We start from the raw sequence: 16,457 nt of genomic DNA on the forward strand, positions 1-16,457 counted from the left end.
GTACAGATTTGATAACGATGTGCAATAGCGGGATTGAGCAGGCGTCTTAGGTATCCTCCCCCGCCAGGGGGAGGTGGCACCGAAGGTGTCGTAGGGGGAGGAACGCGCAACGACGGTGATCCTTGCCTCCCCCTCCGTCTGGCAAGGGCCAGCCACCCCCCCCTGGCGGGGGAGGATCAGGGGTCAGGCCACCCCGGCGCCGCCGGTGACGCCGTAGACTTCACCGGTGATGTAGCTCCCCTCCTGCGAGGCGAGCAGCACATACACCGGCGCGATCTCCACCGGCTGGCCCGGACGCCCGAAATGGCTCTTCGATCCGAACGTTTCGACCGACTCCTGCGGCTGGCCACCGCTGGGCTGAAGCACCGTCCAGAACGGCCCCGGTGCGACGACGTTGGCGCGAATGCCCTTCTCGATCAGCTGCTTGGCGAGTCCCTTGGTATACGCGACGATAGCCGCCTTGGTGGTCGCATAGTCGAGCAGATTGTCCGACGGATCATAGCCCTGCACCGACGCCGTCGTGACCACTGCAGCACCGACGGGAAGATGCGGGACGGCGGCCTGCACGAACCAGTGCAAGGCATAGACGTTGGTCTTCATCGTCTGGTCGAAATCGTCGGTCGAGATGTCTGCGACGGTCGGCCGCGTCTGCTGGCGCCCGGCGTTGACGACCAGCACGTCGAGACCGCCGAACGCATCCACCGTCTGCTGGACAGCGGCGCGGCAGAACGATTCGTCCTTCACGTCGCCGGGAAGCGCGAGAGCCTTGCGCCCCTCCGCCTCGATCAGCGCGACGACTTCCTTCGCATCGGCCTCTTCGGCGGGGAGATAGACGATCGCGACATCGGCGCCTTCGCGCGCATAGGCGATCGCCGCGGCACGGCCGATGCCGCTGTCGCCGCCGGTGATGAGCGCCTTGCGCCCCGACAGCTTGCCCGAGCCCTTGTAGCTCGTTTCGCCGTGATCGGGTTTCGGGTCCATCTTCGACGCGATCCCCGGTGCTTCCTGCGGCTGTTGCGGGAAGGGGGGCTGCGGATATTGCGTGCGCGGATCCTGCATCGTGAGCCGGTCGGCCATGGGTTGCTCCTGTGAAGATTGAGCAGGGGCAACCCATGTCGGCGCGGATAGGTTGCGTCCTATTTGAGCAGGATCAACGCCTTCGACAGCGTCATGTAGATCCCCCAGAGGATCGGCAGTCCGACTGCCAGCCATGCGAACACGACGATCGGCGACGTCCCGGTTGCCGCAGCAGCCGTACCGCCGGCCACCGTTTCGACCGCGATCGGCCGGTCATCCGCCGCCATGTGGAACTTGGCAGCTACCGGCCGGACGAACAGGTTCGCGACGAACCCCGCAACTAGCATCGCCGCCAGCACCAGAAAGATCGGCGGGTAGATATCGCTGCGAGGCACGCCCGCCGCGATCGCGCGGTCACGCATGTTCGCGACGAGCAATGGCCCGACCACGCCCGCGGTCGACCAGGCGGTCAGCAACCGCCCATGGATCGCGCCGACATACTTGGTCCCGAACAGATCGGCGAGATACGCAGGCGCCGTCGCGAACCCGCCGCCGTACATCGAGGCGAGGATGCAGAAGACCAGGATGAACAGGCCCAGCGTGGTGCCCGCCAGCGCCGGTGCGGCGAAACCGTAGAGCACCGCGCCTGCTGCAAGGATCGTCGCGAACAGGGGTTTGCGCCCGATCCGATCGGACAACCAAGCCCAGAAGAACCGCCCGCCGATGTTGAACAGGCTGATAGCCCCGACGAAGCCCGCGCCGACCGCCGCCGCCGCCTTCTTCTGGTCGTCGTCGAACGCAGTGAACAACACGCTCGGCGCGTCGATCAGGCGTCCGCCGAACAGCTCCTGCAACATCGGCGAGGCGATACCGATGATCCCGATCGACGCGGACACGTTGAAGAACAGCACCAGCCACACCAGCCAGAATTGCGGCGTGCGGTGCGCATCCGACAGTGCGACGTTGAAGCGGCTGATCGATGCCTTGGCACTCGTCGGCGCGGTCCAGCCGGCGGGCGCCCAACCCTCGGCGGGGACGCGGTAGCCAATCGCGCCGGCCATCATGAACAAGAAATAGACGCAGGCCAGGACGAGGAACGTCTGCCAGACGCCGACGCCCGTCGGGCTCGCGAAATGCTTCATCAGCAAGTCGGCGAGCGGTCCGCCGATCATCGCGCCGCCGCCAAAGCCCATGATCGCCATGCCGGTCGCCATGCCGCGCCGGTCGGGAAACCATTTGATCAGCGTCGAGACGGGCGAGATGTAGCCGAGGCCAAGCCCGATCCCGCCGATCACGCCCGACCCGAGCCAGATCAGCCAGAGCTGATGCGTGGAAATGCCGATCGCGGCGATGCCCATGCCGCCACACCAGCAGAACGCCGCGACGACGCCGGCTTTCCGCGGGCCGGCGCGTTCGAGCCAGCCGCCCCAGATCGCGGCGGCGGCGCCGAGTACGACGAAGAACAGCGTGTACGTCCAGACGAGGTCGCTGACCCGCCAGTCGCAGGTCGTGGTGGTCAGCGCGCCGAGCAGCGAGAGATTGGGGCAGGCGACCGGATCGGTGATCCCGATCGCGCGCGACAGCGGCAGCCAGAACACGCTGAACCCGTACGCCATGCCGATGCACAGGTGGATCGCGAGTGCGCAGGGCGGCACCAGCCAGCGGTTGAAGCCGGGTGCGGCGACGGTTCGGGCCCTGCTGAGAAAGCCCTCCGCGCCCAGGTCTCTCGTGTCCGGCATGCAACCCCCTGTTTAGTATCGTTTATGCGCCTGACGATGGGCGATCACGCGGCGAATGTCACCTCCAGTGTTTCGAACCCGTCGATCGTCGCGCGCACGGTCTGCCCGCGCTGGATCGGTCCGACACCGGCGGGGGTACCGGTGAAGATCAAATCGCCCGGCGCCAGCTCGACGAAGGTGGACAGCGTCGCGATGATCTCGGGCACGCTCCAGATCATCATCGACAGGTCGCCGGACTGACGTGTCTCGCCGTCGATCGCGAGTGCGATGCTGCCCTTGGTGGCGGGTACGCCCGGCGTGAGCGCGCCGACGGGTGCGGAGCGATCGAAGCCCTTCGCCATGTCCCACGGCCGTCCTGCCTTCTTCGCCGCCGCCTGGAGATCGCGGCGCGTCAGGTCGATGCCGACGCCAGCCCCGAAGATCGTCGCAGCGGCATCCTCGACCGCGATATCCTTGCCGCCCTTACCAAGCGCGATCACCAACTCGACTTCGTGGTGCAGGTCTTCGGTCTTGGGCGGGAAGGGCAGCGTACTGCCGTTCGCGACGACCGCATCGGCGGGCTTGGAAAAGAAGAACGGTTCCTGCCGGTCGGGGTCGGAGCCCATCTCCCGGGCGTGGTCGGCATAGTTCTGGCCGACGCAGAAGATCCGGCGGACGGGAAAGCGGTCGGTGGTGCCGGCGATCGCGACGGTCGGCGCGGTGACGTGTGGGATGTGCATGATGGCTCCTTTGGCGGCCTTCATCACGCGTTGGCGCCCGGTTTGCAACGAAAGCGGAACGTCCGCCGGGGCAACGGGTTACCGATGCGTACCCCGAGGAGATATGCATGCCCAGCAACCCGCCCGTCCGTTTCGATCCGTCCGTGGAGACGATCGCGTCCGACGAGCAGGAGACGTTGCAGGGTCTGAAGGACTCGTTCCAGGACATCCTGGAGACCACGTCGCAGGATTACGGCCACGCGGTCCGCTCGGTGCATGCAAAGGCGCACGGCATCGCGCGCGGGACGTTCACGATCGCCGATAATCTCCCATCCGAACTCGCGCAGGGTATCTTCGCGACGCCTGGCGCGCACGAGGCGATCATCCGCATCTCGACCAACGCCGGCGACATTCTCGACGACAGCATCAGCCTGCCGCGCGGTCTCGCGCTGAAGATCCTGGACGTCGACGGTGCGCGGCTGCCGGGGTCGGAAGGCGATACGACGCAGGACTTCATCATGGTCAACGGCCCGGCGTTTGCCGCGCCCGATGCCAAGTCGTTCGCCAAGAGCCTCAAACTCCTGTCGAAGACGACCGATCGGTTCGAGGGCGTGAAGAAGGCGATGTCGGCGACCTTCCGCGTGGTCGAGTCGGCGCTCGAAGCGGTCGGCGCTCGGTCCACGACGTTGTCCCGGCTCGGCGGCGCAAAGCCCGTCCATCCGCTCGGCGAGACCTATTATTCGCAGACGCCGTTCCGCCACGGCGACTATATCGCGAAGGTCGCGCTGTTCCCCGTTTCGCCCGGGATCACGCGTCTGACGGGCGACACCGTGAACGTCTCGGCACGGCCGGATGCCTTGCGCGAAGTCGTCGGCGAAGAGATGATCGAGCATGGCGGCACCTGGGAATTCCGCGTCCAACTCAACACGGACCTCGATTCGATGCCGATCGAGGATGCTTCGGCGGTCTGGGACGAGGAGCAGAGCCCGTTCGTGACCGTCGCAACGCTCGAAATCCCGCCGCAGCTATCGTGGGAGCACGGGGTGACGGATCGCACCGACGACGCGCTGTCGTACAGCATCTGGCACGGTATCACCGCGCATCAGCCGCTCGGTGGCGTGAATCGCGCGCGCAAGGAAACGTACAAGCAGTCGGCGGACTTCCGTGGCCAGTTCAACGGATGCCCGATGCACGAGCCCGCCAAGCTGTCCGAAATTGCCTGAGATGATAGAAACGGGGCGCGCCGGCATGAAGCTGTTCCACGTCAGCGACGTGCATTTCGGCGCGGAGGACCCGGTGGCGATCGCCTGGTTCTCCGAGCGTGTCGCGGAAGAAAAGCCCGACGCGGTCATCATGACCGGCGACCTGACGATGCGCGCGACGAAGGACGAGTTCCAGCAGGGCGGCGACTGGCTGCGGTCGCTCGGCGTGCCGGTGACGCTCGAGGTCGGCAACCACGACATCCCCTATTACTGGGATCCGTTCCGCCGGCTGTTCGCGCCGTACCAGCGCTACGCAGCGGTCGAGCAGATGATCGAGAAGCCGCTGGAACTCCCCGGCGTTACCGTCGTGCCGTTGAAAACGACGGCGCGGGCGCAGTGGCGCTGGAACTGGTCGAAGGGCCGCGTCAGCCCCGGATCGCTCAAGCGTGCCCTGGCGATGATCGCGGACGTGCCGGAGGGCAATCTGATCCTCATCGGCGCGCATCACCCGCTGATCGAGGGCGGCACCATGGGGACGGCGAAGACACGTCATGGCGACGAGGCACTGACGGCACTGGCCGAGGCTGGTGCACATGCGGTGTTGTCAGGCCACGTCCACGACCCGTTCGACGTGCCGGTCGAGCGCGCAGGCCGGATCATCCGCATGATCGGTGCGGGCACGCTGTCGAAGCGCACGCGTGGCAGCCCGCCTGCGTTCAACGAGATCCGCGTCGAGGGGGGGCAGTTCGAGACGGTTCCGCGTACGCTGTAGGTTATTTTTTATAAGGGCTGTTGAGTTCGGTGAGCCATCCGGCGACAGGGGCGCGCAATGTGCTGCCGGACGGCCGTTTGCGCCGCGCTTCCGAAACGTCGATGGGCTTTTGGAAAGCCAGCCCTGCCAGCCCACTCCTGACCCACACCACGTCGGCGGCGGTCGGTACGATCGACCCGATCGCGACGACGACCACGGCACCGGCGTCCAGGTCACCAGCCTGCGCGATGCAAAGGCCGGTTTCGGAGATGTTGGTGACGCGGTGCTGGCTTGCCCCCGTCGCGATTGACGCGAAACACGTCCGCGCTCAGCATCACGCTTGTCCGTGTGGCGCGGGCGAGCGAGGGCGGTTTGTCGCTGGGATCGGTCGTCATGGGCTGAAAATGCCCGCGGTCGGTTCGTGTTTCCATAGCACTGGCGATATTTCTGCCGAAAAATGGTGGCACGCGACTATTTCTTGTCGCCGCTCTGCGTGAAGTCGATCCGGATCCTGACCCAGGCGCCGATCATCGGCTTGCCGCCGACGCGGGGCGGGCGGATGCGGAATTGCCAGGCGCTTTGCCGCATCGCACGCGAAAGACCGGACCCGATCGGAGATTCGCCGAGCGACCGGCAGTTCTCGACCTGGTAGTTCGCGATCGTCTTGCAGGCAATCAGCGCCCAGCCGCCCGGCGGCGCACCGTTGGGCAGGAACTCGGCGAGTTCGGCATGGGTGGGCTCGCGGTACCATTCGGCGTTGTACAGCCGCTGGCCGCCCGGCCCTTCGCCAGGACCATAGGCCGAACCACTGTCCTGACCCTTCCCCGTCCCGCTCCCGCCATCCCCCCCGGCAAGCTGGTCTTCGGGATGCGCGGGCATCTTCGAGATATCGGCCGCGTCGAACATTTCCATCCCGCCCAGCATCTTGATCGGCAGCGGCGGCGGAGATTTCGCCGGGGCAGGGGGCGCCTGCGCGGACTCGGCGCGCGGTGCCGCCCGCGGCGGGGAGCCACCGCTGGCGCGTTTCTGCTTGGTCGGCGACGGCGTGCGCTTCGCGGGGGTAGGCGTGCTTTGGTCGGGCGCCATCTGGAACGTGACCGGACCGCGCCGTTCCTCCGGCTTGACGACGGCTGACGGGGCCAGTCGCAACAGCAGCAGGATGATCAGTATGTGCGCGATCACCGTCAGCACGAGCGCGGCACTGCGACGTCGCGTGGAAACGCGCGTCTCGCTCGACGAAGGATGGTACGCCGACCGCATCGGCCGTTCGCCTAGCCCGGCGGCGCCCGCCCCGCAACATGGCAACGACCTGATGACCAAGAGTTCATTCGCCGGAGGCCAGAACGCCACTTGGCCGCATCGTGCAGAGAGCGGGATCGGACCCGAATGGGGACGGCCTCAGCCATCGCCACTTTGGGCGTCTCCTCCTTTCCCGATGGAAGGGAAGGCCCAGCCCGGGCTCTTGCCGGGTGGGAAGGGTGAGGGTGATGACCCCGGCGACCTCGCAAACGAAAAAGGCCGCCGCCCGGTATCCCGGACGGCGGCCTTTTCTTTAGTCAGCGCGGAAGGCGTCTGACGAAACCGATTACTCGGCTTCGTTCAGATACTCGCCGGCATCCGCGTCGGTGCCGGTGCCCGAGGTGACGACCGCTGCGAGCGGATCCTCGCCTGCGCCGCCTGCATCACGCGGCGAACGTGCCAGTTCGGCAGCATGCTCGTCGGCAGCCGACATCGGTGCCACGATCGACACCTCCGCCATCTTGCGCTGCTGGACGCGCATCGCGGCGTCGCGGCTGTTGGCCACGACACGCAGGCGGTTGAGGCCTGCACCGGTGCCTGCCGGGATGAGCCGGCCGACGATCACGTTCTCCTTCAGGCCCATCAGCATGTCCTGCTTACCCTGGACCGCTGCCTCGGTGAGGACGCGGGTGGTCTCCTGGAACGACGCTGCCGAGATGAAGCTGCGGGTCTGCAGCGACGCCTTGGTGATGCCGAGCAGGATGGGCTTGCCCTGTGCGCGGGTCTGCTTCTTCTCGAGCTTCTCGTTGGTCGCGTCCATTTCCTCGCGATCGACCTGCTCGCCCTTCAGCAGCGTGGTGTCGCCGCCGTCGGTGATCTCGACCTTCTGCAGCATCTGACGAACGATCGTCTCGATGTGCTTGTCGTTGATCTTCACGCCCTGGAGACGATAGACCTCCTGGATTTCCGACACGAGATACTCGGCGAGGGGTTCGATGCCCATCGTCTCGAGGATGTCGTGCGGATCGGGCGAGCCGCCGATCAGGTTGTCGCCGCGCTTGACGTAATCGCCTTCCTGAACGTCGATCACCTTCGACTTCGGCACCAGATACTCGACGACGTCGCCGCCATCCTCGGGCTGGATGCCGATCTTGCGCTTCGCCTTGTAGTCCTTGCCGAACACGACGCGGCCCGAGATCTTGGCGATGATCGCCGAGTCCTTGGGGATGCGTGCCTCGAACAGCTCGGCAACACGCGGCAGACCACCGGTGATGTCGCGCGTCTTGGCGCTCTCGCGGCTGACGCGGGCCACGACGTCACCGCCGAACACCTGTGCGCCATCCTCGACCGACAACGTCGCGCCGATCGCCAGCATGTAACGACCGGTCTCGCCCGACGTCTCGTCGAGCAGGGTCATGCGCGGACGCAGATCCTCCTTCGACTTGGTCGCCGCACGATATTCGATCACGACGCGCTGGGCGATGCCCGTGGCTTCGTCGGTCTGCTCGGTGAGCGTCTTGCCCTCGATCAGGTCGACATACTTGATCGTGCCCGGGTTCTCCGTGATCACCGGCATGGTGAACGGATCCCACTCGGCCATCCGATCGCCGCGCGACACGATGTGACCATCGTCGAACAGCACGTACGCACCGTAAGGGATGCGATCGACCGAAAGCTCGCGGCCGTCCATGTCGACGATCGCGATTTCACCCGAGCGGCTGAGCACCACGCGACGGCCACGCTGGTCGACGATGATACGCAGATCGCGGAACTGCACCGTACCGTCAGCGTGAGCCTCGAGGTTCGACGTTTCGTTGAGCTGCGCCGCACCACCGATGTGGAACGTACGCATCGTCAGCTGCGTGCCCGGCTCACCGATCGACTGCGCGGCGATGACGCCGACAGCTTCACCGATGTTGACCGGCGTACCGCGGGCGAGATCGCGCCCATAGCACTTGCCGCAGACGCCAATCTTCGATTCGCAGACCAGCGGGCTGCGGATCTTGCACGACTGCGTGCCGAGGCCTTCGATCGTCGTGATCATCGGCTCGTCGAGCAGCGTGCCCGACGGGATGACGACCTTGCCGGTCTTCGGATCGACGATGTCTTCCGCAGTCGTACGACCGAGGATGCGCTCGCCGAGGCTTGCGATCGTCGAACCACCCTGAAGAATGGCCTTCATCTCCAGCGCGCGGGTCGTGCCGCAATCCGGTTCGATGATGACGCAATCCTGCGACACGTCGACCAGACGACGGGTGAGATACCCCGAGTTCGCCGTCTTCAACGCCGTATCCGCGAGGCCCTTGCGAGCGCCGTGGGTCGAGTTGAAGTATTCGAGGACGGTCAGGCCTTCCTTGAAGTTCGAGATGATCGGCGTCTCGATGATCTCGCCCGACGGCTTGGCCATAAGGCCACGCATACCGGCAAGCTGCTTGATCTGCGCCTGCGAACCACGAGCACCCGAATGGGCCATCATGTAGATCGAGTTGATCGGCTTTTCACGGCCGGTTTCCTCGTCGACCTTCACCGCACGGATCTCGTCCATCATGGCGTTCGCGACCTGGTCACCGCAACGGCTCCAGGCGTCGATCACCTTGTTGTACTTCTCCTGCTGCGTGATCAGGCCGTCCTGATACTGCTGCTCGAAGTCCTTCACGAGCGCCTTGGTGTCGTCGACCAGACCAACCTTGGCGTCCGGAATGATCATGTCGTCCTTGCCGAACGAGATGCCGGCGCGGAACGCGTGGCGGAAGCCGAGCGACATGATCGCGTCGGCGAACAGCACGGTCTCCTTCTGGCCGGTGTGACGATAGACCTCGTCGATCACGTCGCCCACGTCCTTCTTGGTGAGGAGGCGGTTGACGGTGTCGAACGGCACCTTGTGGCTGTGCGGCAGGCACTCGCCGAGCAGCATGCGGCCCGGGGTCGTCTCGTACCGCTTGAGGTACTGCTTGCCCTTCTCGTCGGTCTGCGGAACGCGGCTGATGACCTTGGTGTGCAGCGTGACCGCCTGAGCGTTCAGCGCCTGATGCACTTCGGCCATGTCGCCGAGCAGCATCCCCTGGCCCGGCTCGTTCTCCTTCATCATCGACAGATAATAGAGACCGAGGACCATGTCCTGCGACGGAACGATGATCGGCTTGCCGTTGGCGGGCGACAGGATGTTGTTCGTCGACATCATCAGGACGCGCGCTTCGAGCTGGGCCTCGAGGCTCAGCGGGACGTGCACGGCCATCTGATCGCCGTCGAAATCGGCGTTGAACGCGGAGCAGACCAGCGGGTGAAGCTGGATCGCCTTGCCCTCGATCAGAACCGGCTCGAACGCCTGGATGCCCAGACGGTGAAGCGTCGGCGCACGGTTCAGCATGACCGGATGCTCGCGGATCACCTCGTCCAGGATATCCCAGACTTCCTTGCGCTCCTTCTCGACCCACTTCTTCGCCTGCTTCAGGGTCATCGACAGACCCTTCGCATCGAGACGTGCGTAGATGAACGGCTTGAACAGCTCGAGCGCCATCTTCTTTGGCAGGCCGCACTGGTGCAGCTTCAGCTCAGGCCCGGTCACGATAACCGAACGACCCGAATAATCGACGCGCTTGCCGAGAAGGTTCTGACGGAAGCGGCCCTGCTTGCCCTTGAGCATGTCGGACAGCGACTTCAGCGGACGCTTGTTGGCGCCCGTGATCGTGCGACCACGACGGCCGTTGTCGAACAGTGCGTCGACGGCCTCCTGGAGCATGCGCTTCTCGTTGCGGACGATGATGTCCGGCGCACGAAGCTCCATCAGGCGCTTCAGGCGGTTGTTGCGGTTGATCACGCGGCGATACAGATCGTTCAGATCCGACGTCGCGAAACGACCACCGTCCAGCGGCACCAGCGGGCGCAGCTCGGGCGGGATGACCGGAACGACCTCGAGGATCATCCACTCGGGACGGTTGCCCGAATCGATGAAGCTCTCGACGACCTTCAGGCGCTTGATGATCTTCTTGGGCTTCAGCTCGGACTTGGTGACCGCGAGCTCTTCGAGCAGCGCGGTACGCTCACCGACGAGATCGAGCGACTCAAGCATGATGCGGACCGCTTCGGCACCGATACCGGCCGAGAACGCGTCCTCGCCATACTGGTCCTGCGCGTCGAGGAGCTCGTCCTCGGTCATCAGCTGGTACTTCTCGAGCGGGGTCAGGCCCGGCTCGATGACGATGTACGCCTCGAAGTACAGCACGCGCTCGAGCTGCTTCAGCTGCATGTCGAGCAGCAGGCCGATGCGCGACGGCAGCGACTTCAGGAACCAGATGTGCGCGACCGGGGCGGCGAGCTCGATATGGCCCATCCGCTCGCGGCGCACCTTCGAGACGGTAACCTCGACGCCGCACTTCTCGCAGACGATGCCCTTGTACTTCATGCGCTTGTACTTGCCGCACAGGCACTCGTAATCCTTGATCGGACCGAAGATGCGCGCGCAGAACAGGCCGTCACGCTCGGGCTTGAACGTGCGATAGTTGATGGTCTCGGGCTTCTTGATCTCGCCGAACGACCACGAACGGATCTTGTCCGGGGACGCGATGCCGATCTGGATCTGGTCGAACGTCTCGGTCTTGGCGACCGGATTGGCGAAGGGGGTCATCTCGTTCATTTTATTCTCCATTCCCCTTCCGCATGGCGGGAGGGGCTAGGGGAGGGGATGTCGTAGCCTCTCGGGGTGGTGCCTGCGGGGACAGGCCCTCCCCCGACCCCTCCCGCAAGCGGGAGGGGAGGAGTTGAGGCTTACTCCGCCGCGATCTGGATGCCGTCGCTGTCGAAGCCGGGCTCCGACTGCTTCAGGTCCACATTCAGGCCGAGCGAGCGCATTTCCTTGACGAGCACGTTGAAGCTCTCCGGGATGCCGGCCTCGAACGTGTCGTCGCCCTTGACGATCGCCTCATAGACCTTGGTGCGGCCGACCACGTCGTCCGACTTCACCGTCAGCATTTCCTGCAAGGTATATGCCGCGCCGTAGGCCTGGAGTGCCCAGACCTCCATCTCGCCGAAGCGCTGCCCACCGAACTGCGCCTTACCACCCAGCGGCTGCTGCGTGACGAGGCTGTACGGCCCGATCGACCGTGCGTGGATCTTGTCGTCGACCAGATGGTGGAGCTTCAGCATGTAGATGTAGCCCACCGTCACCTTGCGATCGAACTGATCGCCGGTGCGGCCGTCGAACAGGTCCGACTGGCCCGACGTGTCGAGGCCCGCCAGCGCCAGCATCGCCGACACATCGGCTTCGCGGGCACCATCGAACACCGGCGTCGCCATCGGCACGCCGCCCTTCAGGTTCTTGGCCAGCTCGACGATCTCGTCACCCGTGCGGGCGTCGATCTCGGCGTGATACTGCTCGCCGTACACCGTCTTGAGGCGATCGCGGACCGCCTCCGGCATCGCACCCGGCTTCGCATCCGGGTTCTCTTCACGCCACGTCTCCAGAGCCGCGGTGATCGACTGACCCAGGCCACGTGCGGCCCAGCCCAGATGCGTCTCGAAGATCTGACCGACGTTCATGCGCGACGGCACGCCCAGCGGGTTGAGCACGATATCTACCGGCGTACCGTCGGCGAGGAACGGCATGTCCTCCGCCGGCAGGATGCGGCTGATGACGCCCTTGTTGCCGTGACGGCCGGCCATCTTGTCGCCCGGCTGCAGCTTGCGCTTCACCGCGACGAACACCTTGACCATCTTCAGCACGCCCGGCGACAGCTCGTCACCACGCTCCAGCTTCTCGCGACGATCATGGAACTTGTCCGTGATCAGCTTGGCTGCATCGTCATACTGGATCTTGACTGCTTCCAGATCGCTCTGGACCTTGTCGTCGGCGACCGCGAACTTCCACCACTCGTGGCGGTCGACGCTGTCGAGCAGATCCATGTCGATCACGACGCCCTTCTTGACGCCCTTCGGCGCCGAGGTGGCGGTCTGGTCGAGCAGCATCTCGCGAAGACGCGACCAGGTCGCACGGTTCAGGATCGAACGCTCGTCGTCCGAATCCTTCTTCAGGCGCTCGATCTCCTCGCGCTCGATCGCCATCGCGCGCTCGTCCTTGTCGATGCCGTGACGGTTGAAGACGCGAACGTCGACGACCGTACCCGACACGCCCGGCGGCAGGCGAAGCGACGTATCGCGCACGTCGCTGGCCTTCTCGCCGAAGATCGCACGGAGAAGCTTCTCCTCTGGCGTCATCGGCGATTCACCCTTCGGCGTGATCTTGCCGGCGAGAATATCGCCCGGCTCGACCTCTGCACCGATGTAGACGATGCCCGCCTCGTCGAGGTTGCGCAGGGCTTCCTCGCCGACGTTCGGGATATCGCGCGTGATGTCCTCAGGCCCGAGCTTCGTGTCGCGAGCCATCACCTCGAACTCGTCGATATGGATCGACGTGAACACGTCGTCCTTCACGATCCGCTCGGAGATCAGGATCGAATCCTCGTAGTTGTAGCCGTTCCACGGCATGAACGCGACGAGGCTGTTGCGACCCAACGCCAGCTCGCCGAACTCGGTCGACGGGCCGTCGGCGAGCACGTCGCCGGCACGAACCGCATCGCCCACCTTCACCAGCGGACGCTGGTTGATGCAGGTCGACTGGTTCGAGCGCTGGAACTTCATCAGCGTGTAGATGTCGACGCCCGACTTGCCGGCATCGATCTCGCCGGTCGCCCGGATCACGATACGCGCCGCGTCGACCTGGTCGACGATGCCCGCACGCTTTGCCGAAATCGCTGCACCAGAGTCACGTGCCACGGTCTCTTCCATGCCGGTGCCGACGAACGGCGCCTCGGCCTGGACGAGCGGCACGGCCTGACGCTGCATGTTCGAGCCCATCAGCGCGCGGTTGGCGTCATCGTTTTCCAGGAACGGAATGAGCGATGCGGCGACCGAGACGAGCTGCTTGGGGCTGACGTCCATCAGCGTGATGTTGTCCGGCAGCGCCATCAGGAATTCGCCAGCCTGACGCGACGACACCAGTTCCTCGACGAAGCCGTTCGACGAATCGAGCTCGGCGTTGGCCTGCGCGATCGTGTGCTTGGCCTCTTCCATCGCCGACAGGTACACGACGTCGTCGGTCACCTTGTGATCCACGACCTTGCGGTACGGAGTCTCGATGAAGCCGTACTTGTTCACTCGCGAGAAGCTGGCGAGCGAGTTGATCAGGCCGATGTTCGGGCCTTCCGGCGTCTCGATCGGGCAGATGCGGCCGTAATGCGTCGGATGAACGTCGCGGACTTCAAAGCCGGCGCGCTCACGCGTTAGACCACCTGGTCCAAGTGCCGACACGCGACGCTTGTGGGTGACTTCCGACAGCGGGTTGGTCTGATCCATGAACTGCGACAGCTGCGACGAGCCGAAGAATTCGCGGACCGCGGCAACCGCAGGCTTCGCGTTGATCAGATCGTTCGGCATGACCGTCGAGACATCGACCGACGACATGCGCTCCTTCACGGCGCGCTCCATGCGGAGCAGGCCGACGCGGTACTGGTTCTCGAGCAGCTCGCCGACCGAACGGACACGACGGTTACCGAGGTTGTCGATATCGTCGATTTCGCCCTTGCCGTCCTTGAGGTTCACGAGCGTCTTGATGACCTCGAGAATGTCCTCGGTACGCAGCGTCGTCACGGTGTCCTCGACGTCGAGGTCGAGACGCATGTTGAGCTTCACGCGGCCGACAGCCGACAGATCGTAGCGATCCGGATCGAAGAACAGACCCGAGAACAATGCCTCGGCGGTCTCCAGCGTCGGCGGCTCGCCGGGGCGCATCACGCGGTAGATGTCGGACAGCGCCTGCTCGCGCTCTTCGGCCTTGTCGACCTTGAGCGTGTTGCGGATCCACGGACCGGTCGCGACGTGATCGATGTCGAGCAGGTCGAGACGCTCGATGCCTGCCTGGTCGAGCAGTTCGAGGTTCTCGGACGTAACTTCGTCACCGGCTTCGATGTAGATGCGGCCGGTCGACTCGTCGATCAGGTCGTATGCCGAATAGCGGCCGAAGATTTCCTCGGTCGGGATCAGCAGGTCGGTGAGGCCGTCCTTGAACGCCTTGTTCGCGGCGCGGGGGCTGATCTTCTGGCCGTTCGGGAACACGACTTCGCCGGTCTTCGCATCGACGATGTCGAACATCGGCTTCTGGCCACGCCAGTTCTCGACCTGGAACGGAACGATCCAGCCACCCTGGCCGCGGACGAACGTCACTCGGTTGTAGAAATAGTTGAGGATCTCTTCGGACGTCATGCCGAGCGCGTAGAGCAGCGCCGTCACGGGCAGCTTGCGCTTGCGATCGATGCGGACGTTGACGATGTCCTTCGCGTCGAACTCGAAATCGAGCCACGAACCGCGATACGGGATCACGCGTGCCGCGAACAGGTACTTGCCCGATGCGTGCGTCTTGCCGCGATCGTGATCGAACAGGACGCCCGGCGAACGGTGCATCTGGCTGACGATGACGCGCTCGGTGCCGTTGATGAAGAACGTGCCGTTCTCGGTCATGAGCGGCATGTCGCCCATGTACACGTCCTGCTCCTTGATATCGATGACCGACTTGGCCTCGGTATCGGGATCGACCTCGAACGCGGTCAGGCGCAGCGTCACGCGCATCGGCGCGGCATAGGTGATCCCGCGCTGGCGGCATTCCTCGACGTCGAACTTCGGCGGCTCAAGGACGTAATCGTCGAAATCGAGATAGGCGGTGCCGGCGAAATCCTGGATTGGGAACACGCTGCGCAGCGTCTTCTCGAGACCCGAGACGTGGCCGATCGACTTGTCAGAACGCAGGAACTGCTCGTAGCTCTCGCGCTGGACTTCGATCAGGTTCGGCATCTGCACGACTTCGTGGATGTTGCCGAAAACCTTGCGGATACGGCGCTTTGCAGTGCCGTGTTCGATCGCCTTGGAAGCCATAGGTTTTGTTTCGCCCTATAAAAACTGACGGATCAGTCGTAATTTCGTGCTTGGGAACCCCCAAGCGGGACGCACGTTCACGCAAAAAGGCCGCGCGCATCAGGTGCGGCGGCTCTCAGCGTATGAAACCTCGGTATCCAATACGATCGACACGCTGCGCGACGGCATGTCATTTCCCGGATGCTGTGGTGAGGTGCGGATATAGGCGCGCCGTGGCGTCATGTCAAAGGGTGGACGCGGCACGGTCGTTTTGACACGGTCGCACTGCCCGAAATACTATAGCGTCAGCCTTGGTCGACGCTATTTGCGTCCGCATCAGGATGTAACGCGTATTTCTAGCATCAACGGGTGCCATTCGCTGGGGAGTAGGCGACGTCATGAACGATAGGATCGCAGTGCGGACAGCGTCCGACCAGGACCGTGCGAACTGGACCCGGCTGATCGACGATCACGAGAAGATCGCCGGGCAGTGTGCCGAACTCGTCGGCCTGGCGCGACAGTCGAAGTCGCAGAGCGCGCTCGCCTCGCGCAAACTGATCGAACTTGCCGTTACGGTTGCCGACCACCTCGGCGTCGAAGACGAAGTCATCGATCGCACCGTCGTGGCGATGGAGGCGCACTGCTCGGCCGATACCATCGCGATGATGGAAGAGGACCTCGACATCCTCCGTTCGGACTGGAAGGCGTTCATTGGCCGCTGGCTGCCGACGATCTCGCCGAAAGACTGGGCCGCATTCGGGGTTCAGGCGGAGTCGATGCTCGATAGATTGTCGCATCAGGTGAAGCTGGAGACCGAGCTTCTATATGACCATGCGCTGCGTGATGGCGTGGTCCGCCCGGGTGGGCTGGTGCTGCACTGAAGAGCGCGGGGCGGTTAATGGGATGGTTGCTC

10 protein-coding genes are annotated in these 16,457 nt (G+C 64.5%); 3 read left to right on the top strand and 7 right to left on the bottom strand.

Annotated features, from left to right (window positions below; genetic code table 11):
* Positions 1-183: 183 nt before the first annotated feature.
* From C8J45_RS02085 to C8J45_RS02095, 3 genes are read right to left on the bottom strand one after another with little or no spacing between them, the layout of a single operon-like run.
* Positions 184-1,077, bottom strand: a complete 894-nt coding sequence (locus C8J45_RS02085; RefSeq protein ID WP_107961676.1) for an SDR family oxidoreductase — start codon at positions 1,075-1,077, stop codon at positions 184-186.
* A gap of 59 nt (positions 1,078-1,136) precedes the next feature.
* On the bottom strand, positions 1,137-2,756 hold the full coding sequence (locus C8J45_RS02090; protein WP_107961677.1) for an OFA family MFS transporter: 1,620 nt from the start codon (positions 2,754-2,756) through the stop codon (positions 1,137-1,139).
* A 44-nt stretch (positions 2,757-2,800) separates the two neighbouring features.
* Positions 2,801-3,475, bottom strand: a complete 675-nt coding sequence (locus tag C8J45_RS02095) for a fumarylacetoacetate hydrolase family protein (RefSeq protein ID WP_219907321.1) — start codon at positions 3,473-3,475, stop codon at positions 2,801-2,803.
* A gap of 107 nt (positions 3,476-3,582) precedes the next feature.
* Between C8J45_RS02095 and C8J45_RS02100 the strand changes: the two genes are divergently transcribed.
* The gene (locus C8J45_RS02100) at positions 3,583-4,677 is read left to right on the top strand and encodes a catalase family protein (RefSeq protein WP_181321063.1); all 1,095 of its coding nucleotides are present in this window, start codon (positions 3,583-3,585) and stop codon (positions 4,675-4,677) included.
* 1 nt (position 4,678) lies between these two features.
* Positions 4,679-5,428: a metallophosphoesterase gene (locus C8J45_RS02105; RefSeq protein ID WP_258191229.1), complete on the top strand. Its 750-nt coding sequence runs from the start codon at positions 4,679-4,681 to the stop codon at positions 5,426-5,428.
* A gap of 1 nt (position 5,429) precedes the next feature.
* Here C8J45_RS02105 and C8J45_RS02110 read toward each other — a convergent pair whose 3' ends face one another.
* From C8J45_RS02110 to rpoB, 4 genes are all read right to left on the bottom strand, one after another.
* Positions 5,430-5,714 (bottom strand): PilZ domain-containing protein, encoded by a 285-nt coding sequence (locus tag C8J45_RS02110; RefSeq protein ID WP_107961680.1) that lies wholly within the window; start codon positions 5,712-5,714, stop codon positions 5,430-5,432.
* A 164-nt stretch (positions 5,715-5,878) separates the two neighbouring features.
* Positions 5,879-6,667 carry a hypothetical protein gene (locus C8J45_RS02115; protein ID WP_107961681.1) on the bottom strand — a complete coding sequence of 263 codons (789 nt, stop codon included), beginning with the start codon at positions 6,665-6,667 and terminating at the stop codon, positions 5,879-5,881.
* Between the two features lie 325 nt (positions 6,668-6,992).
* Positions 6,993-11,279 carry a DNA-directed RNA polymerase subunit beta' gene (rpoC, locus tag C8J45_RS02120; RefSeq protein WP_107952646.1) on the bottom strand — a complete coding sequence of 1,429 codons (4,287 nt, stop codon included), beginning with the start codon at positions 11,277-11,279 and terminating at the stop codon, positions 6,993-6,995.
* A 131-nt stretch (positions 11,280-11,410) separates the two neighbouring features.
* Entirely contained in the window at positions 11,411-15,565 is a 4,155-nt protein-coding gene (gene rpoB, locus C8J45_RS02125) for a DNA-directed RNA polymerase subunit beta (protein WP_060526672.1), read from the bottom strand.
* 377 nt (positions 15,566-15,942) lie between these two features.
* On the opposite strand from rpoB, the gene C8J45_RS02130 reads away from it, so the two are divergent.
* Positions 15,943-16,425, top strand: a complete 483-nt coding sequence (locus C8J45_RS02130; RefSeq protein ID WP_107961682.1) for a hemerythrin domain-containing protein — start codon at positions 15,943-15,945, stop codon at positions 16,423-16,425.
* Positions 16,426-16,457 lie beyond the last annotated feature (32 nt).

The sequence above is a fragment of the Sphingomonas sp. PP-CE-3G-477 genome (assembly GCF_003050745.1).
Classification (GTDB): Bacteria; Pseudomonadota; Alphaproteobacteria; order Sphingomonadales; family Sphingomonadaceae; genus Sphingomonas.

Excerpts from the sequence above, each read along its gene's own strand:
- rpoC (WP_107952646.1), bottom strand. The coding sequence starts at position 11,279 with ATGAACGAGATGACCCCCTTCGCCAATCCGGTCGCCAAGACCGAGACG.
- C8J45_RS02105 (WP_258191229.1), top strand. The coding sequence starts at position 4,679 with ATGATAGAAACGGGGCGCGCCGGCATGAAGCTGTTCCACGTCAGCGAC.
- C8J45_RS02085 (WP_107961676.1), bottom strand. The coding sequence starts at position 1,077 with ATGGCCGACCGGCTCACGATGCAGGATCCGCGCACGCAATATCCGCAG.
- C8J45_RS02130 (WP_107961682.1), top strand. The coding sequence starts at position 15,943 with ATGAACGATAGGATCGCAGTGCGGACAGCGTCCGACCAGGACCGTGCG.
- C8J45_RS02090 (WP_107961677.1), bottom strand. The coding sequence starts at position 2,756 with ATGCCGGACACGAGAGACCTGGGCGCGGAGGGCTTTCTCAGCAGGGCC.
- C8J45_RS02095 (WP_219907321.1), bottom strand. The coding sequence starts at position 3,475 with ATGCACATCCCACACGTCACCGCGCCGACCGTCGCGATCGCCGGCACC.
- C8J45_RS02100 (WP_181321063.1), top strand. The coding sequence starts at position 3,583 with ATGCCCAGCAACCCGCCCGTCCGTTTCGATCCGTCCGTGGAGACGATC.
- rpoB (WP_060526672.1), bottom strand. The coding sequence starts at position 15,565 with ATGGCTTCCAAGGCGATCGAACACGGCACTGCAAAGCGCCGTATCCGC.
- C8J45_RS02115 (WP_107961681.1), bottom strand. The coding sequence starts at position 6,667 with ATGCGGTCGGCGTACCATCCTTCGTCGAGCGAGACGCGCGTTTCCACG.